This is a genomic window from Vibrio cincinnatiensis (genome assembly GCF_022113815.1).
GTDB lineage: Bacteria > Pseudomonadota > Gammaproteobacteria > Enterobacterales > Vibrionaceae > Vibrio > Vibrio cincinnatiensis_A.
In genome coordinates this window covers 45,906-70,398 of the sequence record NZ_SGOM01000013.1, presented here as the reverse complement: position 1 = coordinate 70,398, position 24,493 = coordinate 45,906, and the positions used below count along the sequence as shown (strand labels likewise).

Sequence of the window (24,493 nt, the reverse complement as noted above, 5' to 3'; positions counted from 1 at the left end):
AACTCAGAAGTGAAACGAAACAGCGTCGATGGTAGTGTGGGGTCTCCCCATGTGAGAGTAGAACATCGCCAGGCTTTAATATCGTTTTCAGATTTTATCTGGAAGCACAGCTAGATACCCAGCATCATATGTATAAGACTTGGTTTTTAGTGACAATTTGTGGAGAGATGGCTGAGTGGTTGAAAGCACCGGTCTTGAAAACCGGCGTACGTTAATAGCGTACCTAGGGTTCAAATCCCTATCTCTCCGCCACATTCAAGCCCTTGATTTATCAAGGGCTTTTCTCGTTTTAAGACGATCAAATGTCACCTAATACAAATAGGTGATACATATGTATTTGATTAAACTGAGCAATAACGTGTTTTATACACGTATTTCCACTCCTGTTGCATTACAGACTTCTCTTGGCTATCCGAGAGAAATTCGACTTTCACTTCTGACTAAGCAACGTAGGCTTGCTTCTAAGCGTAATTCTCAGCTTTCTGGTGTAATCCATACTTTATACGAGCAAGCACTCACTGAGAGGATTCCTTACACCAGTTTTAAAATGGACCTTGATGCTCAAGTAGCAAAGGTTCGCCAGCAGTTTGCCTCCAACCTTCTCAGTGTGGATAACCCACAATCAAAATGTACAGTAGTTAGCATTAATAATGAGGCAAGGATAAAGGTTCAACCTGCTCCTGCTCCTGCTCCTGCTCCTGCTCCTGCTCCTGCTCCTGCTCCTGCTCCTGAAGTAAGCGTAAACCGTAATCTGGCTGACAGACAAGTACTCATCACCGAGTTAGGCAACTTTATCCATAGTAAACGCTTGGAAAAAGTGACACCACTGACTCTGACGCAGTTGAATCAGCGTTGTACCAATTTCTTGGATTATCTGACCAAGCAAAACGTCAGCTTATCTGCCAAAGCTGCCACCACCTACAGAGATCACTTGATTGAAAAAGGATTAAGCTGCAAAACGGTAAAAGAATACATTTCAGCTAACAAACAGTTCTTTGATTACTGCGAACAGATCGAACTCATTGATAAAAATGTCTTCAAAGCCATAAAAGCACCGAAGAGTCGTGGTACAAAAGCATCACAGCAACGTGACCGCTGGCAGTTGAAAGAGATCAAAAGGCTATTCTCCAGCTCTGAATTTCGTAAAAAAGACGTTCAGTTTCAGTGGACAACTAAACTGCAAATCTACCAAGGATGCCGCCCTTCAGAGGTTTGCCAGTTAACGACTAATGACATTCAAACAATTGATGGTGTCCCATGCATCTCGATTTCTGATTCCGAAGCGGATCAGAGGCTAAAAACGACCAATGCTTTCCGCATTGTCCCCTTGCACAATCAATTGAGAAAAGAAGGGTTTCTTGAGTATGTGCAAGAGCGCCGAGAGCAAAAGCAGAAACAGTTGTTTAACTATAAACCACATGGCGAGAATAAAGATTGGTCATTTCGATACCGCACTAACTTAGGAAAATTACAAACAGCCATTGGAATGAAACCCAATGCACGGCCAACTGCCTACTCGTTCCGACACACTTTTATCGATGAGTTAAAGATTGCTGATATACCTGAGCATGTCGTTGCGGAGATCGTTGGTCATGCTCACCCCAACATCACGTATGGTCGCTATGGAAAACAAGCTCAAATTCAACAACTACATGATGCTGTTAACAAATTCCCATGTCTGGAGGTAATCGATGCGTAAACTAGCGAATTTTGAGCTTCAAGCCGTGACAGAAGCGTTGGAACATGCAGATTTCACTCAAGAATATGATTTTACGCATCTAGTCAGTTGTGGAATAAACATCGAACATATCCGCCGAGTTTATCGACTTAAGTTGTCTTTGAGACGTAACCCAACCCGAACAATTTTCGATGAGCTAGACAGTGTCTATTCAATTTATTCCACTATAGAGTCATTTAGCCAGCTAAAACTAATACTGGGTTATGAACTGCAAGAAGATGAACAAGAACGTGAGGATAAGCTTCTGTTTCTAATGCACTTTCTAGATCAACATGGAATGCGACTTCAAACGAATGGAATCCAAGTACCATTCTCAGTTTTTGTCAATTTGATGTAGAGAGTTGTTATGGATGATAATAAACTAATAGACAATGCTCTGACTTTAGATACTTTTGCCATGGTTAGAATTGTGAACGATGGGGATGCTTGGGTTCAATATGGTGACAATATTAAAATCGTTACCAGAGCGACAGCAGCAAATATCACGGCGGAAGTACTTAAAGTCATTGCAAAAGAGCTGAATAGACAAGAGTAGTAATATCGAGACATGGCGGCTTCTGCCGCCTATTTAAAAATAATACAGAATCTAGCCGTTCAGAACCTAAATAAGGTGGCATAAACTATTTCGAGTAAGATGATAATTTACGATATTACAATAAATAATTAAAATACAAATAGTTAAAAACTATCTCCTTTATCTTTATGCCGCATTTCGTCTTGTTGGAATGCCGTATTTATTCCTATTGGCAACATGGTAAGTTATACTTAAGCCAATATGTAAGCGAAGGAGGTTCAAATGACAGCCGTTGAATGTATTTATCAAAAGATAAAACGCTCTAGACGTTATGTCTTTGAACGTAAAGACTTTGATGATGTAGCAAGCTACGACCAGGTTGGACGAGCGCTAAGACAACTAGTTAAACAAGGTGATTTGATTAAGATTGGCTACGGTCTGTATACCAAAGCCAAACTCAACAGCCTAACGGGTAAACCTATGCCCACACACCCTGGCGGTACTGATGCTCTGATGCGTGAAATTTTGAAGATGAAAGGCGTCGATTTTGAAATGGATAGCCTCTCTTGGCAAAGCCTTTCAGGTCAGAGTACTCAAATCCCTTCATCCGTCCAGTACTCATGGAACCCAAAGCAATTTAATCGCAAATTAGTCGTAGGTAACAGAGTGCTTAACCCACAAAATTGACGATGAAAAAACTAAAACAAGAATTCTTAGAGGTTTCCGATGCTTTGACTCTTTAAGTTGGATATAGTGATAATTTATCCTTCATAATTTAAAGCTTGTTGTTGTACAAATAGTTGGAATTTTATCAGCAGTTTAGCTAATAGCGGATAGGAAATGGATCAATTATCTGCGTAGTTAATATCACAACCTTTCTAATACTCGATCTATCTCATTGAATATAAGAATAAATCTGAGTACTTTCGTAGCCAACGATAAGGTTACCGAGACATCATAGTGTACGAATTAAACCAATATGACCACCTAAACATCAATGACTTAGATGATGTGCGAGGCCTATTAAAGAAGCATGAATGTAGTATTGCACTGATTAAATCATTACCCAAGAATGCCAACGATAAAAACCAAGTATATTTTCATTCAGATGCGAGTCTACTTAACTCTATCTTTGATTTGAGATTTAGTGATAGAGGTGAAAGTTCAAGTGAAACAAAGCGATCCTCAGACCCTGGCAAGCTAATTCCACAGGCTGAATTCCACCATTTTTCATGGCTAGATACAGATGGTAACGCGGTAAGAGCTAAGCAGTGTAAAGCTATCGTATATGCTCAGTATCCAGAGGCTAGGCTCTCTGGCTTCCAAACAGTGAATCGAGAAATGCCTCGCTGTATGTCAATTGAATATACTAAACGGGCTGATTATTTACCTCGTTACTTAGTTTTAGGTGCGAATCGTTCAGGTCATGCTTTTGCCGTTTTAGTTGTGGATCCCAACCAACTATTCATTGAACAATTTAATCAGCTTGAAAACTACTTCGGCTCAAAAGTTTGCAAGGCGTTCACCATAGATCTCGGTGAAGATAGCGGCACAGAAAAGCTCAAAGAATTACTGAAAGCTAATGTAGCAGGTAAAACCTTGCTTGGTTGCCGACTCAAGCTAGGTGAAACAGTACCATTCACTGGCACGCAGGTGCATGGTTATACACTTGAGCATGCTCTGGGAATAGAGCCAAATGCTGACAAAGAAGGTGATATTTTCGGTATTGAGTTGAAATGTTTTACTCGCAAGAAGCTTACCTTATTCACTCCTGAGCCTGATGGAGGACTGTATAAGGAGAGTTTTCCTGATTTTATGACGACTTATGGTTACAAGAAGAATGATGTGTATCGATTGACAGGGTTACATAGAGCATATCAAGAAAATGAAAAAACGCAGCTCACGTTAAAAATCCAGTGTTTTCACCCCATTGTAACTAAAGATGAAAACGGCAAAAAAACTACTCATTTTGAGCATGGTCTATATAACCCAAAGAAACCCATTACTAAGCAAATGACGGGAATGGAAGTTGTATTAGAAGATAGACAAGGAAAAATCGCAGCTAGTTGGTCCATCGAGCGCCTCTTAAACTGCTGGGGTGCTAAACACAACGAGGTCGTCTATATACCTGCAACCAAACTACCAAATGATGAACCCAACAGTTTAGCTGCTGGGTATACGTTTAAGATAGAGTTTCCAGATGAAGTTCTTTGGTGTCTTAATACTAATGCTGAGAGGCTTTTCCAAGCTATTCATAGCGGTACTGTGTATCTTGACCCTGCACCGAAATTTCATCCAACTGATGCTAAGCAAAATAAGCGACGCTCACAGTGGCGTATCAATGACATATACAAGGCGTCCAGTGAACTCTATGAAGAGGTTCATTTTATTTCGCTCAATCCTAAATAAAATGTCACTCAAGTCTATAAAAAGGGATTAATGTGTGTTACTTTTGCACACAATATTCCCTTTTTGTCACCTATATGAATCAGTATACAACGTTAAAAGGCGATCAAGAGTTTGAGAGCTATATCGAGCATTGCCATCAAGAAACAAATAAGCTACTTAAGCTATTGATTACAATATATGATCAAAAGAACTTAGCCATTAAGTTTCAAGAATTAGGTGGAGAGTTCTGCGAGATCAGCCGAGAGAAACTGAATCGTTGGAAAGCCGATCCTGTAGCTAATCCTATTTCACTTGGTGATAGTTCTCTAAAGAAATTGAGATCAACTTTACTCCCTAAAAAACCTGCTCATTGGGACAAGCCAAACTTTACCTTTATTGACTTATTTGCTGGTATTGGAGGCTTACGCAAGGGATTCGAAAACGTTGGTGGAAAATGTGTTTTTACTAGTGAATGGGATGAAAAAGCCAGACGAACTTATTTAGCAAATCATTATGTAGATGAGTCAGAACTGCCATATTTCCTGAATAGTGAGCAAGAAGATGGTGCGAAAAATACTAGCTTCATGGATATCACTCAAATCACTCTCAGTGGTGATCCTGAAGCAACAGAGCTACAACAACAGGCTAGCATTCTGAAACATATTCCTAAGCATGACGTACTTCTTGCTGGCTTTCCGTGTCAACCTTTTTCACTCGCGGGTGTTTCGAAAAAGAACTCATTAGGTAGAGCGCACGGTTTTGAGTGTGATACTCAAGGGACTCTGTTTTTTGATGTACAGAAAGTACTAGAAGCACGACAGCCAAGATACTTTGTCCTAGAGAATGTTAAGAACCTCAAGAGTCACGATAAAGGCAAAACGTTCGCGACAATCATACGCACGCTTGACCAAGTAGGTTATTGGGTGGCTGATATCACCGATGTTGATTCTGATATTGAAGAAGCCATCAAGGTTGTACGTAAACGTAAACCAGAGCCAACCATCATTGACGGTATGAACTTTACCCCACAGCATCGTGAGCGTATTGTCCTCGTCGGAGTGCGTAAGGATCTCGTAGAAAAAAATCCAGAGTATAAAAAACTGTCTCTCAAAAACATTGAAATTCCGCAAAAGCGTTTACGCGTTAGTGACATTCTGACCAATCTTTCTGAAGAAGATACAAAGAAATACACGTTAACACCAAACTTGTGGAACTATCTGTATCACTATGCCCTGAAGCATCAAAGTAAAGGTAATGGGTTTGGGTTTGGACTAGTTGACCCTTCAAATCCTAATGCTGTGACGAGAACTCTTTCAGCGAGGTACTACAAAGATGGCTCTGAGATACTAATTAATCATCAAGGACTCTCTGAACAGTACCTTGCTGATAACCGTGAACATGGCTTTAGAAAGAACAAAGAGCGTCTTGAATTCTCTACTAATTTTGCTGACCGATACGCAAAAGAAAACCCAGAGTGTACGGAAAAACAGTACAAAGAGATGATTAAGGAAGGCGAAGCTAAATATGACCAAGAACACGGTCGGTATGCGCCTGAGTTTGATCCTCTGTATAAAACCCCAAGACGTTTAACGCCAAGAGAATGTGCAAGGCTAATGGGTTTTGAAGATGTGAATGATCCTTACAGTGAGTTCCGTATTGTTTGTGCCGATGCGCCTGCATACAAGCAGTTTGGTAACTCTGTTGTTGTGCCTGTATTTAGTGCCGTGGCTAAATTGTTAACTAGTTATATGTAACAAGTAGTACACCCTGAAATCACTTTGTTTTTCAGGGTGTACTACTTTTAGTTTTGAACTTCATAACATTAACCTAGAAATTAAGCCATTTAATAAAACTTCGGTGATAAAATTATAAATAATCTTTATAATTTATCTATGTTAATTTCTTCAGAAGAATATTTAACGATTATCTATCGTTATTAGTTGTTGATCATCTTAATATAACCCTAGTTTAAAGCTGGGGTTTTATTTTTTCTTATAGTTTCCCCATAAACCAGAGACTTAAATAATGAATTAACTATGGTGGTGAAACGTTAAATCATAAAATATTAAATACTTCTGGTTTCTTTGACTTATAGCGATTACAACCATACAAGCCTGGAACACGATTCTCTTTCTTAACCTTTGGACTTTCTGAGTAGTTGTCCGTTACACGATATACTGGTTTTTCATTATGTTCAGAGTGCAGCCCATTGGCTCTACGCAGCGCTTCTTCATCAGAAATATTGCTGTGCTTAAGTTGAAATTGTTCGGATTTATCTTTTAAGATATCTTTTTCAATAACATAACTTGATTTACGACTATTCTTAAATTTAATCATTACATTTTTCATATTACATTTCCTTTAAATAAGCTTAGCCCTATTGGCTTAAATCTATATTTACCAAGTAATGATTAATTTGTAAAGACATTATTTAAGTTTTATTTAATGAGAAAACTAAATAATTAAAACTTAAAAACTAAAAGGCACGCTATTAATAGCGATACCTTTTAATTAAATTATTAAATAATTGTGTTTAGGTTACTTGTGACTTCTTTCTTAAATAAATAATAATCAAAGTCTAAAATAGTTTGAATTAATGCAATAAATAGAAACACCAAACCCGACACAAAAAAGATACCCATTGCATAGAAGAATCCGCCGACCAGCCATTCGGCGATGTTTAGATCATGCTTCCAAACCTCAGAGTGATAAAGGGCGGCACTACCCACTAAACCAACGCTAGCGAGCACAGTCATATTTTCTCTGTTTGGTTTAAACACTTTACGGAACTCTGTTCTACTAAAGTATGGAATGTATTCACCTGCGGTATGGTTCGCGATACCAACCAAGCAAGTTGATTTCTTCCCTTCCAAATACAGTAAGCTTATTTTTTGACCTGACAGAATATCTACATCACTATTGAGTACATACTTTCTTTCCTGTCCGTTATCAAATCTCAGCCAAAATACCGTTTTCTTTTTAGTTCTACTGGTTATGTACGACCTACCTGTTACGGTTGTATCAGAATAGGTATGTGTTGTTGATTCAAGATTAGACGAGATGACTTCACCTGTACAGACAAAGTATTTCGCTTTTTCATTACCTGCTCTTACCTTTGAATGATTGATGGCTAGTTCCATTTAAAGTCTCGCTTTATCATTATCTTACTGTTGTTTAATTACACTGGTTGACAGAGATATCTCCCCAAGACAGCTTGAGGAGATGGCATTAAATTATTTTGATAAAGCGGCCCACTTCAGATATAGGCTAGTAGCAAGATCTTCATTTTCTGTAAAGAAGAGAGGGATCCAACGATCATCATACGCAATACGTAAACCATCGTGCTGTAGAGTACTAAACGACCAAGTAAATTGTTTACCTGCCTCTTCTGGCACATCCATAATCAGTTGAGCATTAGCGACTTCCCAGTTAACCGCTGCATGTTCAACCCAACTCCCTTGGGCATTTCTTTCCGAAACAGTAACTGTACCATCGTTATGAAAGGCAAATTTAGATAAACTAGGCTGTGCCGATGATGTTCTCGAATCATCCCAGAAGTGATAAAGCGTTTTACCCGCAAAATCAGCGTTAACAATACGGGTATCTTGAGGATAACTGCCTTCATTGATACCAAGCGTACTAATTGCCATTAAAGTCATGTCATTTTGTGGGGTGACAGAAAGATAGAAGTCATCACCGACAAAGAGAATTTCTTCATGCCCATCATCGGTTTGGTATCCACTGTAGGCGTATTTAATTGGCATGCTTCCAGCAGGAACACCATTATCATCTAGCCACGATACGTTATCAGATGTGAAGGTTACCTGTAACACACCTTCATCTGTAAAGTAGAAGGAATTGGTTGGAATCGCGTCATAAGTATTTCCCACGAGTAATTCTTGAATGGTTTTAGGTGCATCAGCCACATTCCCGTCTTTGATGACAATCCCGTCAAGATCTGTTCCTTTGTTCACCTCTGAGTCAACATGATGTTGAATATCAGCTAACTCCGTCTTGATAGTGCTGATATTAGAAGCAGATTGAGTAATATTATCTTCCAACTTAAGGGCTAAAGAGCGAGCCACGAGATGGGCCTTTTTCGCTTCATCGGCTTCATTACCACTTTTCGCCTTTACATAGTCGCCAGATATCAAAGCTGAATTGATATTAAGCTCAGTAGCAACTTCATCAATGGTTTTATCTTCAATAACAGCAAGTGTAGTGTAAGGGTTGAGTACCATAGCACCTGCTGGTGCCGCTAATTCAAAGCTTGCTGTAATGGTGCCACCTTTATCAGTATCAAACGTTTGACCTGCTACAGCACGGGCAATGAGCACATAATCTTTATCGCTTTCAGCCAAACTAATGTAGCCTTCAGCATTCGTTGTACCCTCCAGTTTCTCATCTTCATCAGCGACCTTATTACCATTGCGGTCAACATACACTTCTGCATTAACCAAGTAACCATCAATGATTTGAGCCTTTAGTGCTGAAGTATCACTACCACTATCTCCGCCACTTCCACCACATCCTGTGATGATCCCCGCCAAACTCACTGCTAGTAAGGTCTTTTTATTATTCATTAGCACTATTCCTCTTACAAATGCAAATTGCACCCATATGGGTGCACATAGGTATAGTACTATCTGAGATAGTTCAATGCACCCATTTAGGTGCATTGAATATTATGAACTCGATCACAAAATCAAAGAACATCACTGGCGAAAAGATAAAAAAAGCCCGTTTAGACAAAGGCTTGTCTCAGCAGGATGTTGAGCGTATTGCAACTTTACGCGGTATGGATATGACTCGTAGTAAATTGGCAAAAATTGAAACAGGTATGATACGTGTAACAGATGAAATTCTTTTTAATCTGTCTATCGTTCTTGATGTTAACGTCAATGTTTTTTTCGATGGCATCAGCTGATAAAATTAACTTTTAACATCTCTGAACTATCAATCCCCAGTGAACTACCTTAGTCAAATTGGTTAAAACTTGTTCGAACGATTCATTTTTACAAAAAAATTTTCTCCTTCGAGAATCCAGAAACTCCCTATCCTTATCCGCTTGATAAATTATCTTAAATTTAACATCGCTTGTTTTTTATTATATATAAATAAGGTCAGAGTAAATAATTTATTGTTATTTTTCAGTTAGTTGCGTGATTGACAAGTTATTATCTTGGTCGTAATTTCCATTTCGAATCAATCAAAAAATCGAAAAAAGAGAAATAATTATGACAGCAAAAACAATGAGCAACAGTCAAAGCTTCGGTCACTATTTAGATATTTTTATTGCAGACGGTGAATATCGCAAAGTTAAATCCACAAAAAATGGAGAACAACCTCGGATCAACAGATTACGTAAAATTTTTGGTAAAGATGACTTACGTTCAATCAAGCATAGTACTCTTCGAATGACGATTGCAGGTTGGCATTCACACTTAAAAAATAAAACCATTAATGAGCACTTAACTATCCTACGCTTTGTTTTTTCTACAGGTTTAGCGGATCAACTCATTGATCATAATCCCATGGAAAACATAAAGAACTTACTGGTAGAAAAAACAGAACCCGATCCATTTACTAAGACAGAAATCGCTCGTCTATCGAATTGTAACGATGTGTGCCCACAGATAAAAAATGCAACAGCATTGGATATCCTAACTGGTCTTCGTATTAGCGAACTTATCGCCTTGTGCTGGGACGATGTCGATTGGAAAAACAAAAAGCTTTATGTTCGTCGTGCTTGTGTACTTGATGTTTATAAATGCCCGAAAACAACAGATTCGGTACGCGATGTCGATCTAAACCCGCTTGCTATTTCTATTTTGAAAACCCTGCTAAAACTGACGGGAAAACGTCGAAGTAAAACCGTGAATGTTTTGCAACGCGATAATAAAACATTAAAACAAGAATCTCTTAACTTCATCTTCGTGAATACCAAAACGAATCAACCGTTCACAGATGCTAAAGAGTTCACTGAGCGTTTTTTCAAAAACTATCTCATTGCTGCTGGTGTGAGACATCGCGGAGTCGGCCAACTACGTCACACATTTGCATCTCAATGCCTAACAGCTGGCATCAACAAGGAGTGGTTAGCCCAGCAGATGGGGCATAGTGACACCAAAATGATTGACCGTCACTACGGAAAGTGGATCCGTGAAGACTCTTTTGATTGTTCATTACAAGCTGCTCGGCATTTACAAGACTCTTTTGGGTTACTCATACCAGACAGTGACATAAAGCTGCCTTCTGCAACTAAGCTTGCATTGGATGCATCGCAAAAATTTCAAGCATCTCAGCAACAAGAAAGCGTTATGGAGAGTGCGCGATGAGCACTCTTAATAGCACGTATTGCAAAAGTGCAATACAAATACAACGACCAGTTGGCTTTCTATTACAGTTGTTTACTCGACCTTGCGGAGGTCGGGTATGAAGACAATTCATCATTATCATAGCAGAGTAAACTATACATCAAGACAATATGACCGAAGAGCTTGTGAGGCATCATTAAGGCATTCGCTTCGTATCACTCATCGCATAACTGAAGATGGAAATTTCGAACCATTTGAAACAAAAACTTCAATACAATGGTTACCTGAGTTATTGCCTTGCAACAAAATATATGTAAACGGGAACATCACCCGTTTAGACCAGTGGAGGCATGAAGAAAAGTGGAGCTTACTATATCAAGTGGCACCCGCTCCAAAACTTCATATGCATAAGAAGTTACAAAGTCAGCGCACCAGCCATAAACACAAAATCAAGAAGGCTATTGCGTCCTTGTTAAAAGCTGGGAATGATAAAGCTGCTGAGTTTCTTAATGGCATTTTAAATACAGAAGGTCGCTGTTCATACAGAAAAATTTCGCGATTTAAGCTGCTTCCGATGACATATAAAGCGCAGCGTATCAAGATGCTGGAAAAGTACCTAGACGCACACAATCAGCTGGTTTCCTTTCCAAATGCCAATAACCTGTATGTACAAGAAGGAATTTTTAAAATTCCAGCAAAATGGGGGGTGAGCAATAAATTAATCACCACGGAAGAGTATATTCACTTTACTGAGTTTTTCTTGAAGCATCACTTTCCAGAGTATCCGATTTTTTTTGTTGTCGCCCACGACGATGAAAGATTAGTAGATGAAGATACGGGAGCACATACACACTACTTTCTTTCAGCGCAAAACTCAGTGACTGGCGAGTTTGATCTACTGAAAGCACAGATTGCTGTGGTGAACAGCTATATCCAAGACCGACATCCAAAAATCGAATTGCTTCCTAAAGGCGGAAAACTAAACAGAACTCAAAACAAGCAGTTTGGCGAATACTTCCAACGACTAGTTTTTGATTTTGCTAACAAGCATTTATTTCATTGTAAAGGCCTTCACGCAGAACTGGCTCCTGAAAGTGAGCGCCGCTCTCAGCAGAGGAAGCAAATGAACAGAGAGTCGAAACTCCCAAAAGAAGAAAGAACCTACAATTTTCAGAACCGCTTAATTGAAGCTCAACAAGCCAAACTGGCTGAGCTTGAGCAGCAGACACAAATACAAAAACAGTTATTAGACGAAACCGTCATGCAGCAAAGCATCGTGCACGGTGAATTGATAATGCAGGAAGATCAAAAAGAGCAAAATGACCACGAGTTAACGATTCAACATCAAACAATAACTGAACTTCGAACTGAGAAACGCAAACTTGAACAAGTTTTAGACTCGTTGAAGGATGGGATTATTGAATCTCTTAGTCGATTCTGTCAGCAGGTATTCCTCGGGTTAAAAGCCCAGCAATCAGGGCAACAAAAGATGGTGGAATCCTTTTTAGATACGACAATGAAAGAAATGCTCATGCTCCCGCCACACATGCAAACAAGAGCCAAAATACTGTTGAAATCCATCGATTTGGAACCAAACAAAATGCCTGATCGTGAAACACAGCAGCTCGATAAGTAAAGTTAGTAAGTTAGTTAGTAAGTTAGTTACTTAACAAACCTTGATAATAACAATAATAATGGTGATGATAATGGCTAGGCCTAAATCTTATACAGATCAAGATCTTATTCAAATAGTGCAAGAAATTTTAAGTCAAGGAGATGAAGTATCCACTTGGCGTATCAAAGAACAGTTGGGGCGCGGAAAATTATCAACTATCAAGAGAGATTTGGAACGACTAATCGACTCTGGTGAAATTGATACGACGCGTAAAGAGCAAAATACTGCTGCTACAGAAAATCCTGTAATTGCTTCTTATGGATTACCCATTGAGGTTCAAAATCTACTAGCCCAGTCTGAGCAAGAAATTTGCAAGATAATTCAGCGCATTACCACATCCTTAAATTGCCAAATTCATCAACATTATGAAAACTTGATGAATGCTCGTATTCACGAATTCGATACAAAAACTGACTTAGCAATCAAAGCTCAAGCTATGGCAGAAAATACATGTGCTGAAATGGAAGTTCGACTATTAAAGCAAATCGAACTGAATGAATCACTCGAAGAAAAAATTGAACACATAGACGAATTGCTTATGGAGTCTAGGCATCAGCAATCTGATCTAATCAAGACGAACAACCAGCTCACAAACTCTCTCAATCATGCAACAGTTAAGCTAGAAGAGAATCAAGAAATCATCAATGATCTGAGGGCTAACCTGGCAAAAATTGAGAAAGGTTTTGCTGCCCAAGCGGTACAGCTTGACTACTCACGCAATGAAGCAAAGAGCTATGAGTTGAAACTATCCGAACAGATAGAATGCCATGAACAAACTGTTCAGAAGATGAACGAAGTATTGGCTGAACTCAAATCAACACAATCAGCACTAGAGAAATCGGATGTATTTCTTCAAAAGCTGCAATCTGAACATCAAGAGCTTTCAGTTAACAATAAATTATTGGAAAACAGTTTAGGTCAGTCTCAAGAGACGATAACCGATCTGAACACCAGAAACCAAAAGCTTGAGCAGCAGCTTTCACAAAGGGGAGAGAAAAGTGATTCTCTCAATAAGCCATTAAGTGAACAATAAGGTATGCTATTGTTATCTTTAATGTTGATTTAATTGGATCACTAGCATGGACATTAAGACCGCCTTACAAAGATTGTACAAGTTCGATAGGCAGGGAATTTATGTCTATACCAAAGGTAATCTACGGCGAGTGTTTTTTGATGACAGTGCCGAAGCTTTTAAGCAGAGCTTACCGCGTTTGATCAAGTTTGGCGTGCTAGAGCGAGCATGCAGAGGGGTTTATGTTTTTGCTTTAAGTCGTCATAAAGGCAGCTATACCATTGAATATGTTGCGAAAAGCCTTAGACGTGGTGAATATAACTACATCTCACTTGAATCCGCTCTTTCGGAGTATGGTGCCATTTCTCAGATCCCCATTGATCGCTTAACAGTGATGACAACAGGAAGAAAAGGGACTTTTAAAACGGCATATGGTGTGATTGAATTTACCCATACTGAACGTAGTGGCATCAATATTTTGAACAACACGATTCTTTATGATAGACCACTGAGAATCGCCACGGAGTCTGCGGCGATTCGAGATTTGAAGCGCATAGGCAGGAATACTCATATGCTTTGCAATGAGTTTGATTGAATGGAGTTATCTATCGATTACCTTGCAGTTCATTCTCTAGTTCTTGTCCGAAGACAATCTCAAAATCGAAGAATAGAGCAATTGGTCGCGAAGCTGTTCCTTGCTTTTCGATGCGTACAAAGCCTTTAGATGAAAGGACGTTGATTGTATTTGATAGCTCACAGATATCAATTTTACTTATGTTAGCTAGTTCCGTAAGATTGTGTGGCTGTTCCTTTGCTATTAGAAGCATCAGTTCAATGTTTTTCCTGCTGAGAACCTTTGAAACTTCATCCAATGATGTGAACCAGAGTTTGGGGATATCTTCGCTCGACTGAACTGATCCAGTAACGACATTAATCATATATTTACGAATGGTGTCTTCTGATACAATTCCGATTCGAGCTTTCATTCGTTTCCCTTCGTGTATGAATTATAGTAATAAGTATCAGCAACATATGGGGTTTTCAGCACCTATGCAAATGTTAATCTTTGGGTGCCTCAAATCATACTGATAACTCGGAAGGGAACCTTCTTAGTTGCCTTAAATCACATATGCCCCAAGACGTGTTTAGGACGTATGAAACCATCATGAGGTTTATTTGGGCAACAAGCTGTCGGACAATTACGAAACAACCTGTTTAGTGAATTATTTCTGCTCCTTTCTGTGCTGGCAACTAGGAAGAAACCCTTCTTGGTTGCCTAATCACCTTTGCCCCATTTCAATTCAGCCCCCTCACTCACGACGTTCCTGAGTATCGACGTTTGCCCTAATTTGCCTAACGAATTAATACCAGTTTAGTTGTATCTGACTGGCTAAATGTCTAAAGGACAATTCAGTAGAGAAACAGAGATTATCTTTCTTCTGGAGAATTCTGGATAAGTTCGTTACATTATTTTTTCATTCGGTATAAGGATTTACTCGAGTATTTATGAAGTTTTGTGACGAAACGTTGGCCCCTCCAATACTGGCATATGCACACAATTATTCTCATGGGGATGTAGAACCACTCCATACTCATCAGTGCGCTCAGTTTTTACATGCTTTAAACGGTGTTATTCGAGTGGATACACAATCAGAGTCGTGGGTTGTGACAACGAATCAAGGGCTATGGGTACCTGCTGGTATCTCACACAGCCTCAGAATTACGGGGGACGTTCAAGTTCGTACGCTTTTTGTTGATCCTATGGCTAGGGCAGACCTTCCCAATACTTGTGTGCTATCGAAAGTTTCGTCGTTGCTGACCAGTTTAATTGTTGAGGCTGTATCTCTACCTGATATTCGGATAGCAGGAACGCGAGAAGAACGAATATTTGAACTTATGCTTGATGAATTACGTTTGCTAAACCCCATTGATTTTTATCTCCTCAACCCAAGAACCGAAGCATTGGTCATGCTCTGTAAAAACGTATCTGAGCGTCTTTCACACCCATGGACGGCTTCAGATGCTGCCAAGTATTTGGGCCAAAGTGAAAGAACTGTTTCTCGTCGGTTTCAGCAAGAGCTAGGTCTAACGTTCACAGAATGGCTGCGTCAGAAACGATTACTACATGCGTCTGAACTTTTAGCCAGCGGGTGCAGTGTGTTAGACACTGCATTAGCGATTGGATATGACAGCCCTAGCGCATTTAGCGCGATGTTTAAAAGTCGAACGGGGCTGTCTCCGAGGGAATATTGTCCGATGGTTAATCCATTAGAACAAGATTAAAGCGCTAAGTTAGTCTGTAGTAAATTAGAGTAGGCATTCAACAATGCTTGTAGAGATGCTTTTGTTGCATCTTCTTCAATTGCGACGCCAAAAAAGCTCACGTTAGAAATCGCAGACTGTAGCTGCACATAACAGGCCGCTTTACTTTGGGTTCGTGAACCGAGAGTATGCTCGTGATAGTCAACGATATTTACCTGTAGACCATATTGTTCCATTAACCCTTTTAGCAACGCAGACATTAGACCATTCCCAGAACCAACACATCCTATCATTTTGTTGTTGTGATGAATTTTGGCTTCAATTTTTTGGCCAATCTCTGTTGTTTGACTGTGATAGCTCTGCAAGCTTATGGTCGGGTTACTCACTAGACCATAAGACTGTCTGAATAGTTGCCATAATTCCGAAAGATTAATTTCACATCCCGATCTATCGGTATGACTTTTCACTTTTTTACTCAAATCGGCTTGGAGCATTTTAGGCAGTAACAATCCGTGGTTTTCTTGTAGTAACCATGCGGCACCACTCTTACCTGATTGACTGTTTACACGAATCACTTCTTCATAGTTACACCCCAAATCCATAGGGTCTATCGGCAAATAAGGGATATCCCAGAAGGTCTTCAACTTAGAGCTATACGAAGAAAATCCTTTTTTAATGGCATCTTGATGAGAGCCCGAAAAGGCGGTGAAAACGAGCCTTCCAGCATAAGGGTGACGAGGGTGAACAGGGATTTCGTTACACTGCTCGACGAGTTCAACCGTATGCCGAATGTCATGAAAGCGCAATTTAGGATCAATGCCTTGTGAATAAAGGTTTAGCGCGAGTGTGACCAAGTCAACATTGCCTGTACGTTCACCGTTCCCGAATAAACAACCTTCGACCCGAGTCGCTCCTGCTAGCATGGCGAGTTCGGTACTAGCAACACCTGTACCTCGATCATTATGAGGATGAACACTGATTGTCACGTGCTCTAATGAACTAAATGTATTTATGAAGTGTTCAATCTGGTCTGCAAAAACGTTAGGAGTGTTACATTCAACGGTTGTTGGCAGGTTAATGATAAGCTGCCGTGTCTTACTTGGCTGCCATACTGACGCTACTGCTTCACAGATTTCCAGTGCAAACTCGGATTCCGTAAAATTGAATGTCTCTGGTGAATACTCAAGAGTCCATTCAGTTTCAGGTCGTTTTTCACATAAGGCTTTAATCTGTTTAGCCCCATTTACAGCAAGTTCTAGAGTAGACATTTTATCCTGAGAAAAAACAATATCTCTAAAAGATGGAGCTGTAGCATTGTACAAATGGACGATGGCCTTAGACGCCCCTGTTAGAGAATCAATTGTTCGCCCAATCAAGTCCGATCTGGATTGCGTAATCACCTGAATAGTAACATCACCTGGAATTAACTCGTTCTCGATCAGACATCGAACAAAGTCAAAATCCGTTTGCGATGCTGATGGGAATGCAACCTCAATCTCCTTGAATCCGCATTCAACTAAGTGGTGAAAGAACTTCAGTTTTTTATCAATATTCATTGGGTTAGATAAAGACTGATTACCATCTCGTAAATCGGTTGAGCACCAGCGAGGGGCTTTGTCTAATATCTTCGAAGGCCATGTTCTTTGTGGAAAGCTGATAACAGGATCTGCTCGGTATTTTTCTGATGGCATTTCTAACATTATTAATTTGTCCTTTCTTTGCTGAGAAAAGTTCATGCTAGAAGACTATGTGAATGATATCTGAATAGAAGTTGACGAAAATCGTCGCGTTTTGGACAGAGGGGGAACATCATCAGTATGAGAAGAGGCACTTACCTGCTTATTTGCTAATAGTTTTTTGTTCACGGTGATCAGAGTTCACGGTGAGCACTTCTAGCTCAGAAATGCCCCTTTGTGTTTTAGTGCGATTACTCAGCAACGGATTGCGCTACTGAGTTTAAGATACTTATAGTTATGTCTGGATGTTGAACGGCTCTGCTCGTAACTGGACAAAAATAAATCAGCCCCCAAAATATAATGTAAAAGACTGTTTGTTGCGGAGGGTTAAGATTAATGAGAGAGGATGCCTGAGAGAACTGCGCTCTAGCTTCTGTGTCATTCGAATATAACAACAGACATGAATCTGTTATGATCGTCATCGAAACGTAATCATACATTATTTATGTCAGGCGTCTGATATATACATCAGATAAATCATTCAGGGATAGTAACATGGTAGACAAAACACAGATACTCTTTGAGTCATTACGAAGAACAGATAGCTACGCTCTGGCCGCTGATCAAAAAGCATCTTTTTGCCTAGCTGCTGCTGTTACATTTTTAGGTATTTATTCAACGTTGTTTTATAGCGTTATAACTGATGACAATGCTGTAATATCAGCAACTTTGACGATTGCAATTCTAGGGTTGGTGTTATTACCTTGGATTGTGTTCTTTTATACTATAAAAACTATATTTTCACCAAACCTTAAGCCATCAGAAAAAGAATCAATCATATCTTTTGCATCAATAGCTTCAAATACCCCTAGTTTAGAGCAGTTTAAGCTATATTATGAAAGCATAAATATAAACAATGATATGTTTGTAAAGAATATAAATGAAGACATCCTTGAAAATCATTGGATTTGTTCAGAAATATGCTTTAACAAGATGAAAAACTTCAAAAAAAGTTTACATTGGTTGTGGGTGGCGCTATCAATTTCATTGATAGGCTTGGCTACTATGGTTTATTTTATTGAGCATCATGAATTTACTAAGTTCTTATCAATCTGCAAATGAAATATGAGGGGAACATCCCCCCTCATTTAATTACTTAATGAAGACACCAATTATATCGCTATATATAACAACGTTTAAATTCGATTTTGGTGATAATGAAACCTTCATAGTATGCAGTCCCCGATATGCAGTACCTTCTGGAAAATCAAGTACAATTGAACTTTGATACATGTCGGTAGGTTTATCTATCTGACGGACTTTGGTATCTGTAAGGCCATTTTCTTCGTTTTGAAGCGCTTCTTTACCATGGTTGTTCTTTATAAACTTTGCATTAAGAGGATATAGAGATGAAAGCTCATTTGGATTTAATATCTCCAACTCAAACTTTAATTGCATATCTTTTTCTAAAAAATAAGAAACTGATTTATATTCTTCCCATCCATCTGAATCACTCTTCCTGTAGTAGCATTTGAATTTAATATTATCTCGATAGGTTAATCGACTACTTCCAAGAGTTTTCCAATTTAATGGAACTGGTAACAAATCTTGATACATTTCCATTTTTAATAAACGACATCGACGATTTATTGGAATGCCATTTTCGTCGCTCATATTAGGCAATATATATGGTTCCTCAGATTTATCTTTACCTACGGTCTTAATTTCAGAATATCTATCTGGAAAGTCAACATAATCTAAAATACCTTGCCCCAACATAGCTGTGTTCGTTCGTGCTTGAGATTGGGCTTTTGAAGCAAGATCTACTGGTATACCTAGAGCAGTAACTTCCGATGCATCACCATAACCATAATTGGCCCAAACAACCTCTTTACGAGAGCCATAATCTAACCCCACACGAACTCCTAGGTTAACGTCTTTGCCTATAAGTTTGTTTAGTTCTGGGAAAACCGTTTCAGTAAGAATTAGCTTTAACGCTGAAGATGCGTTAAGAGCATTAGCTATCGCATCTTCAGGACAATTGCCTTTCCCACCAAAAAAAGCCATAACGGCATCTCCCATAAGTCGATGTGGGTAACCATCTAATGCACGAATCACATCAACGCATGCTTGAAGAATTCGGTTTTTTACCACATATGCATCTTGTAAAGGCATTAACAAAGACAGTCTAGAGCTTCTTTTTATGTCTACAAACATTGTCACAATATGATGAAACTCTACTTCACCCGAATCCTTTAAGTGAGCGAAATCTGGATGCGGGCCTACCTTACTTTGGTTTAATCCAACCTTATTAAACCATGGTCGTAAAGCGTTCTGATAGGTGTACTCTTCTGGAGCCGTAAGCTCCCCGCTCGATTCCGCTTTTAAACGACGCGAAACACTAGCGCTCTTATATAAATCAACCGATTCAAACAACTCATCAAATGACTCTGTTGAGAAATTTTCATTACCTATAATTCTTTTAGAACGTTTGCTTTCTAACCCATCTCGGATATCCGAAAAATAACCTTTTGTAATTTCCTCTAAACTTTTTGCTGACACGAATTCCTCCAACTAATCATTATCATGTACTACTCCACGACACTATAACTTACTTTTTATGCGTGCGAATAGATAGCAATTAATTGCTTATTGATGTAAGTCAAATGAGTTCTAATGCTATAGTCGGATGATAGTTGTGATGTTGACTTTAGCGATAATCACATGTGTCAACATCACATTACTTGGTGGAAGTGATCTGTGCCTGCAAAACTGGACACTTCATTAAGCAACTTTCCCATACCTAAAGTTATCCGCATTTTGATAATTTAAGTGACTTCTCTAAGTGACTTTTGTCCAATTGTGAGTTTCAGAAGCTGCAATTCATCTGTGATCCCCAAGCGATTCGTCTGGACACATATTGAGATTTACAAGTTAGTCTATAACATTGAGCATGGATCATGATTCATGATTCACTAGAACTTTCCGCTGAGGTCAACCTAGTAATCACCGACGATCTCATCCATCTCCCGCTTATGTGTAGATGTTACTATTACAAGGTTCTGGCTGCTTTCTTCGATATTGGTTTCGTTTAAGACGATTTACCAATCGTCAGCATCACGAAACTTGGCTTTCTCTCTGCTTGCAGACTTATCTTCAATATGTAGCTCAAGGTCGAGAGATGACAAAAGACGCATTAAGCTCTCAATACTTGAAGAGGCAGGATCTCGTTCCAATTTGGATACGGTTGTTTGCTTTAAGCCAACAATATCGCCGACTTTGGTTTGATTGCGCTTTTGATTTCGACGGATATCTCTCAGGTATATGCCTAACTGCTTGGGACCCGTAATCAACATTGTACTCTCCAGAACATTTTAACCCCTATAGAGGATAATATCATATTTATCCTCTATAGGGGTTAAAATTAGCATTGTTTTATACAGTGGATACGGTTTCCCCTGGTACTCTTAGTAGGCAAATTCCTATAAAATTTTATCGAGTTATCTGCTTGATTCACTTGCTAAGTTAAGCTGTTTTTGTATACTAAATGTGATTCACAACTGTCAACGCGACATTTGATTGATAATCGAAGAAAGCTAACAAACTCAAGAGCTTGATAAATATAGGTTTTCAAAGAGATAGGGTTCAAATCCCTATCTCTCCGCCACACACAAGCCCTTGATTTATCAAGGGCTTTTTCTTTTCCTACGATAAAACTTCGTCTTTTTATTCTCATCTGAAAAATTCACAGATTCTCATTTTTGGGGCACAGTTTTGTGGCAAGTTCTCTACTCCAAGAGTCATTGTCTTGAAAGCATGTTGTTATCATCAATGATGCATAGGAGCTAGAGAGTGCGAAAGCCTAAAATGGGTATAAAAAAGGGCCGGTTAGGCCCCTTTATGAGTTATTGGTGTGATGAACTTACTTTTGTAGTAATGATATATCAGCAATCTGTAAGAAGAGATTGCGTAGATTATTCAGTAAAGTTAAACGGTTTTTCTTCAAAGCTTCATCATCAGCCATGACCATTACATTATCAAAGAAAGCATCCACAGGTTCACGTAGCTCGGCTAATTTGCTTAATGCTTGCTGATAATTACCGGTAGCAAATGCAGGCTCTAATGCTTCACTCATGACTTCAACACTTTCAGCCAAGGTTTTTTCTGCCGCTTCTTGTAGAAGTGCAAGATCAATCTCAGTGGCAAGTTCACCATCAAATTTAGCCAGTATATTTCCGACCCGTTTGTTCGCTGCAGCTAATGCTTCGGCGGCTTCTAGTTCACGGAAATGAGAGACTGCTTTAACTCGTTGGTCGAAATCTGCAGGTTTCGTTGGGTGACGAGCTAATACGGCTTGGATGATGTCCACGCTGAATCCTTCATCTTGGTACCAAGCACGGAAACGACCAAGCATAAATTCAACCACATCTTGCTCAACTTGGGCATTGGTGAGTCGATCACCAAATAACGATTTTGCTTTTGCGACAAGATCAACTAAATCAAGTTGGTAGCCATATTCAACGATGATACGTAAGACACCTAATGAGGCTCGGCGCAACGCGAAAGGATCGCTCCCTTTAGGGGCTTGGCCAATACCAAAGATACCAACAATAGTATCCAACTTATCTGCAATCGCGACAGCTGCAGACACGCCATCTGTTGGGAGTTCATCTCCTGCAAAACGAGGCATATACTGTTCGTTGAGCGCTACCGCCACTTCTTCGGCTTCTCCGTCATGCCGAGCATAATGCATACCCATTACGCCTTGAGTATCGGTAAATTCAAAGACCATAGAGGTCATTAGATCACATTTTGCTAATAGGCCTGCTCGTTTAGATTTCTCGACATCGGTACCGATTTGTTCGGCAATATAACCAGCTAGCTCGGTAATACGGTCTGTTTTATCTTTGATTGTACCAAGTTGTTGTTGGAATATAGCCGTTTCAAGTTGAGGAAGGCGATCCACTAACTTACTCTTTAGGTCGGTATTGAAGAAGAATTCGGCATCCGCTAAGCGAGGTCGAACGACTTTTTCATTCCCTTCAATGACGTGCCGAGGTTCTTTGGATTCAATGTTTGAAACAAAGATAAAGTTAGGTAGTAGGTTCTTATTGGCATCGTATACTGGGAAGTATTTTTGGTCGCCTTTCATGGTGTAAACTAAGGCTTCAGACGGTACTTTTAAGAACTTTTCTTCAAATTTCGCTGTAAGTACTACGGGCCACTCAACTAAAGAGGTCACTTCTTCAACTAGTTCATCTTCTAGATCCGCCGCTCCACCTACTTTTTGTGCTGCTTTTTGTGCTTCAGCAATGATAGTTGCTTTACGAGCATCGTAATCAGCAATGACTTTGCCGCGTTCTTCTAGGATGGTTGGGTATTGTGCTGCATTTTCGATCATAAATTCAGCTTCACCCATAAAGCGGTGACCACGTATGGTTCTCGCTGATGGAACGCCTAAAATTTCGCCTTCAATCAACTCATCACCGAGTAAGATAGTGAGTGTTTTTACTGGGCGAATAAATTGAGTTTCTTTATCTCCCCAGCGCATCGGTTTTGCGATGGGTAAATTCGCTAATGCTTTTGCTGCTAATTCGACAATAATTTGTTTGGTTGCTTGACCTTTGACTTCTTGTTTGAAAAGGAGCCATTCGCCTTGTTCGGTTTTTAATCGATCTGCTTGTTCAACCGTAATTCCATTGCCTCTAGCCCAGCCTTGTGCTGCTTTGGTTGGGTTTCCTTCTGCGTCAAAGGCAACAGAAATTGCAGGGCCACGTTTCTCTACAACTTTGTCTGCTTGTTGTTCAGCCAGTTGTGTGATTTTTAACGCTAAACGACGAGGAGTCGCAAACCATTTTAGATCTTGGTATTCCAAATCCGCAGCGGTTAATTCTGCAGAAAAATTCGCGGCAAATGCTTCTGCAAGTGTACGTAATTGCTTTGGTGGCAGTTCTTCTGTGCCTAGCTCAATAAGAAATTCTTTTGCCATATTATTTATCCTCACCCTTTTTACACATAGGGAAGCCTAACGCTTCACGAGAGGCGTAATAGGCTTCTGCCACGGCTTTCGTTAGGTTGCGAATACGTAGGATGTAACGTTGACGTTCCGTTACCGAAATGGCCTTACGTGCATCCAAGAGGTTAAACGCATGAGCAGCCTTTAGGATACGCTCATAAGCTGGCAAAGAGAGCGGTTTCTCGAGTTCCAGTAGATGTTTGCACTCTTTTTCACATTGATCAAAGAACGTGAATAGGAAATCAACATCAGCATGTTCAAAGTTATAAGTTGACTGCTCGACTTCATTTTGGTGAAAGATATCGCCATAGCTGACTTTGCCTAGTGGACCATCTGTCCAAACTAAGTCATACACAGAATCAACACCTTGAATGTACATGGCTAAGCGCTCAATCCCGTAAGTAATTTCACCAGTAACGGGTTTACACTCAAGCCCACCGACTTGTTGGAAGTAGGTAAATTGAGTGACTTCCATGCCGTTTAGCCAAACTTCCCAGCCTAGCCCCCAAGCGCCGAGAGTTGGGTTTTCCCAGTTATCTTCCACGAAACGAATATCGTGAACTTGTGGATCAATACCGAGCACTTTTAGTGAGCCTAAATACAGCTCTTGAATATTGTCTGGCGAGGGTTTGATGATCACCTGAAATTGGTAATAGTGCTGCAGGCGGTTAGGGTTCTCACCATAACGGCCATCAGTGGGGCGACGTGAAGGTTGAACATAGGCTGTCGCAATGGGCTCAGGGCCAAGAGCACGTAAGCATGTCATCGGATGAGAGGTACCAGCGCCTACTTCCATATCTAATGGTTGAACAATGGTACAGCCTTGTTGGGCCCAATAATCCTGCAGCGCGAGGATCATACCCTGAAAGGTTTTGATATCGTATTTTTGCATAGT

Annotated in this window: 22 protein-coding genes and 1 tRNA gene; 14 read left to right on the top strand and 9 right to left on the bottom strand. The window is 39.8% G+C overall.

Going from position 1 to position 24,493, the window contains the following annotated elements; all coding sequences use genetic code 11:
* Positions 1 to 161 precede the first annotated feature (161 nt).
* From EXA13_RS14640 to dcm, 7 genes are all read left to right on the top strand, one after another.
* A tRNA-Ser gene (locus tag EXA13_RS14640) sits at positions 162 to 252 on the top strand.
* Between the two features lie 79 nt (positions 253 to 331).
* Positions 332 to 1,699 (top strand): tyrosine-type recombinase/integrase, encoded by a 1,368-nt coding sequence (locus EXA13_RS14635; protein WP_238124556.1) that lies wholly within the window; start codon positions 332 to 334, stop codon positions 1,697 to 1,699.
* Positions 1,692 to 2,075, top strand: a complete 384-nt coding sequence (locus EXA13_RS14630) for a hypothetical protein (RefSeq protein WP_238115018.1) — start codon at positions 1,692 to 1,694, stop codon at positions 2,073 to 2,075. Before EXA13_RS14635 ends, EXA13_RS14630 begins: the two co-directional genes overlap by 8 nt.
* 9 nt (positions 2,076 to 2,084) lie before the next feature.
* Positions 2,085 to 2,273 carry a hypothetical protein gene (locus EXA13_RS14625; RefSeq protein WP_238117428.1) on the top strand — a complete coding sequence of 63 codons (189 nt, stop codon included), beginning with the start codon at positions 2,085 to 2,087 and terminating at the stop codon, positions 2,271 to 2,273.
* A 261-nt stretch (positions 2,274 to 2,534) separates the two neighbouring features.
* Positions 2,535 to 2,939, top strand: coding sequence for a DUF6088 family protein (locus EXA13_RS14620; protein ID WP_045545713.1), 405 nt, complete (start codon positions 2,535 to 2,537; stop codon positions 2,937 to 2,939).
* Between the two features lie 273 nt (positions 2,940 to 3,212).
* Positions 3,213 to 4,661, top strand: a complete 1,449-nt coding sequence (locus EXA13_RS14615) for an MvaI/BcnI family restriction endonuclease (RefSeq protein ID WP_238124557.1) — start codon at positions 3,213 to 3,215, stop codon at positions 4,659 to 4,661.
* 74 nt (positions 4,662 to 4,735) lie between these two features.
* Positions 4,736 to 6,394: a DNA (cytosine-5-)-methyltransferase gene (gene dcm / locus EXA13_RS14610; protein WP_238133813.1), complete on the top strand. Its 1,659-nt coding sequence runs from the start codon at positions 4,736 to 4,738 to the stop codon at positions 6,392 to 6,394.
* A gap of 301 nt (positions 6,395 to 6,695) precedes the next feature.
* Here dcm and EXA13_RS14605 read toward each other — a convergent pair whose 3' ends face one another.
* The 3 genes from EXA13_RS14605 to EXA13_RS14595 all read right to left on the bottom strand — a co-directional run bounded on the left by EXA13_RS14605 (position 6,696) and on the right by EXA13_RS14595 (position 9,223).
* Positions 6,696 to 6,989 (bottom strand): hypothetical protein, encoded by a 294-nt coding sequence (locus tag EXA13_RS14605; RefSeq protein ID WP_238115011.1) that lies wholly within the window; start codon positions 6,987 to 6,989, stop codon positions 6,696 to 6,698.
* A 170-nt stretch (positions 6,990 to 7,159) separates the two neighbouring features.
* Positions 7,160 to 7,780 (bottom strand): hypothetical protein, encoded by a 621-nt coding sequence (locus EXA13_RS14600; protein ID WP_238133812.1) that lies wholly within the window; start codon positions 7,778 to 7,780, stop codon positions 7,160 to 7,162.
* A 93-nt stretch (positions 7,781 to 7,873) separates the two neighbouring features.
* A complete protein-coding gene (locus EXA13_RS14595) occupies positions 7,874 to 9,223 on the bottom strand; it encodes a hypothetical protein (protein ID WP_238133811.1) in 1,350 nt (449 codons plus the stop codon).
* Between the two features lie 104 nt (positions 9,224 to 9,327).
* Here EXA13_RS14595 and EXA13_RS14590 point away from each other — a divergent pair, with 104 nt between their 5' ends.
* The 5 genes from EXA13_RS14590 (at position 9,328) to abiEi (ending at position 14,239) form a co-directional block, all read left to right on the top strand.
* Positions 9,328 to 9,567, top strand: coding sequence for a helix-turn-helix domain-containing protein (locus EXA13_RS14590; RefSeq protein ID WP_029627895.1), 240 nt, complete (start codon positions 9,328 to 9,330; stop codon positions 9,565 to 9,567).
* Between the two features lie 310 nt (positions 9,568 to 9,877).
* Positions 9,878 to 10,978 carry a tyrosine-type recombinase/integrase gene (locus tag EXA13_RS14585; RefSeq protein ID WP_238124083.1) on the top strand — a complete coding sequence of 367 codons (1,101 nt, stop codon included), beginning with the start codon at positions 9,878 to 9,880 and terminating at the stop codon, positions 10,976 to 10,978.
* Positions 10,979 to 11,075: 97 nt separating this feature from the next.
* The gene (locus EXA13_RS14580) at positions 11,076 to 12,593 is read left to right on the top strand and encodes a hypothetical protein (RefSeq protein ID WP_238117422.1); all 1,518 of its coding nucleotides are present in this window, start codon (positions 11,076 to 11,078) and stop codon (positions 12,591 to 12,593) included.
* Between the two features lie 70 nt (positions 12,594 to 12,663).
* Entirely contained in the window at positions 12,664 to 13,665 is a 1,002-nt protein-coding gene (locus EXA13_RS14575) for a hypothetical protein (protein ID WP_238117421.1), read from the top strand.
* Between the two features lie 46 nt (positions 13,666 to 13,711).
* On the top strand, positions 13,712 to 14,239 hold the full coding sequence (gene abiEi / locus EXA13_RS14570) for a type IV toxin-antitoxin system AbiEi family antitoxin (protein ID WP_238133810.1): 528 nt from the start codon (positions 13,712 to 13,714) through the stop codon (positions 14,237 to 14,239).
* Positions 14,240 to 14,249: 10 nt separating this feature from the next.
* Here abiEi and EXA13_RS14565 read toward each other — a convergent pair whose 3' ends face one another.
* On the bottom strand, positions 14,250 to 14,630 hold the full coding sequence (locus tag EXA13_RS14565; RefSeq protein ID WP_238105788.1) for a transcriptional regulator: 381 nt from the start codon (positions 14,628 to 14,630) through the stop codon (positions 14,250 to 14,252).
* 520 nt (positions 14,631 to 15,150) lie between these two features.
* Here EXA13_RS14565 and EXA13_RS14560 point away from each other — a divergent pair.
* Positions 15,151 to 15,927: an AraC family transcriptional regulator gene (locus EXA13_RS14560; RefSeq protein WP_238133809.1), complete on the top strand. Its 777-nt coding sequence runs from the start codon at positions 15,151 to 15,153 to the stop codon at positions 15,925 to 15,927.
* Here EXA13_RS14560 and leuA read toward each other — a convergent pair.
* Positions 15,924 to 17,606, bottom strand: coding sequence for a 2-isopropylmalate synthase (leuA, locus tag EXA13_RS14555; protein WP_238133808.1), 1,683 nt, complete (start codon positions 17,604 to 17,606; stop codon positions 15,924 to 15,926). The genes EXA13_RS14560 and leuA overlap by 4 nt on opposite strands.
* 531 nt (positions 17,607 to 18,137) lie before the next feature.
* On the opposite strand from leuA, the gene EXA13_RS14550 reads away from it, so the two are divergent.
* Positions 18,138 to 18,704 carry a hypothetical protein gene (locus tag EXA13_RS14550; RefSeq protein WP_238133807.1) on the top strand — a complete coding sequence of 189 codons (567 nt, stop codon included), beginning with the start codon at positions 18,138 to 18,140 and terminating at the stop codon, positions 18,702 to 18,704.
* A gap of 30 nt (positions 18,705 to 18,734) precedes the next feature.
* On the opposite strand, the gene EXA13_RS14545 is transcribed toward EXA13_RS14550, so the two are convergent.
* From EXA13_RS14545 to glyQ, 4 genes are all read right to left on the bottom strand, one after another.
* On the bottom strand, positions 18,735 to 20,144 hold the full coding sequence (locus EXA13_RS14545) for an adenylate/guanylate cyclase domain-containing protein (RefSeq protein WP_238133806.1): 1,410 nt from the start codon (positions 20,142 to 20,144) through the stop codon (positions 18,735 to 18,737).
* 539 nt (positions 20,145 to 20,683) lie between these two features.
* Complete coding sequence (locus EXA13_RS14540) at positions 20,684 to 20,938, bottom strand: helix-turn-helix domain-containing protein (protein ID WP_045545705.1); 255 nt, start codon at positions 20,936 to 20,938, stop codon at positions 20,684 to 20,686.
* Positions 20,939 to 21,504: 566 nt separating this feature from the next.
* Complete coding sequence (gene glyS / locus EXA13_RS14535; RefSeq protein ID WP_238133805.1) at positions 21,505 to 23,571, bottom strand: glycine--tRNA ligase subunit beta; 2,067 nt, start codon at positions 23,569 to 23,571, stop codon at positions 21,505 to 21,507.
* 1 nt (position 23,572) lies between these two features.
* Positions 23,573 to 24,490: a glycine--tRNA ligase subunit alpha gene (gene glyQ, locus EXA13_RS14530; protein WP_238133804.1), complete on the bottom strand. Its 918-nt coding sequence runs from the start codon at positions 24,488 to 24,490 to the stop codon at positions 23,573 to 23,575.
* Positions 24,491 to 24,493 lie beyond the last annotated feature (3 nt).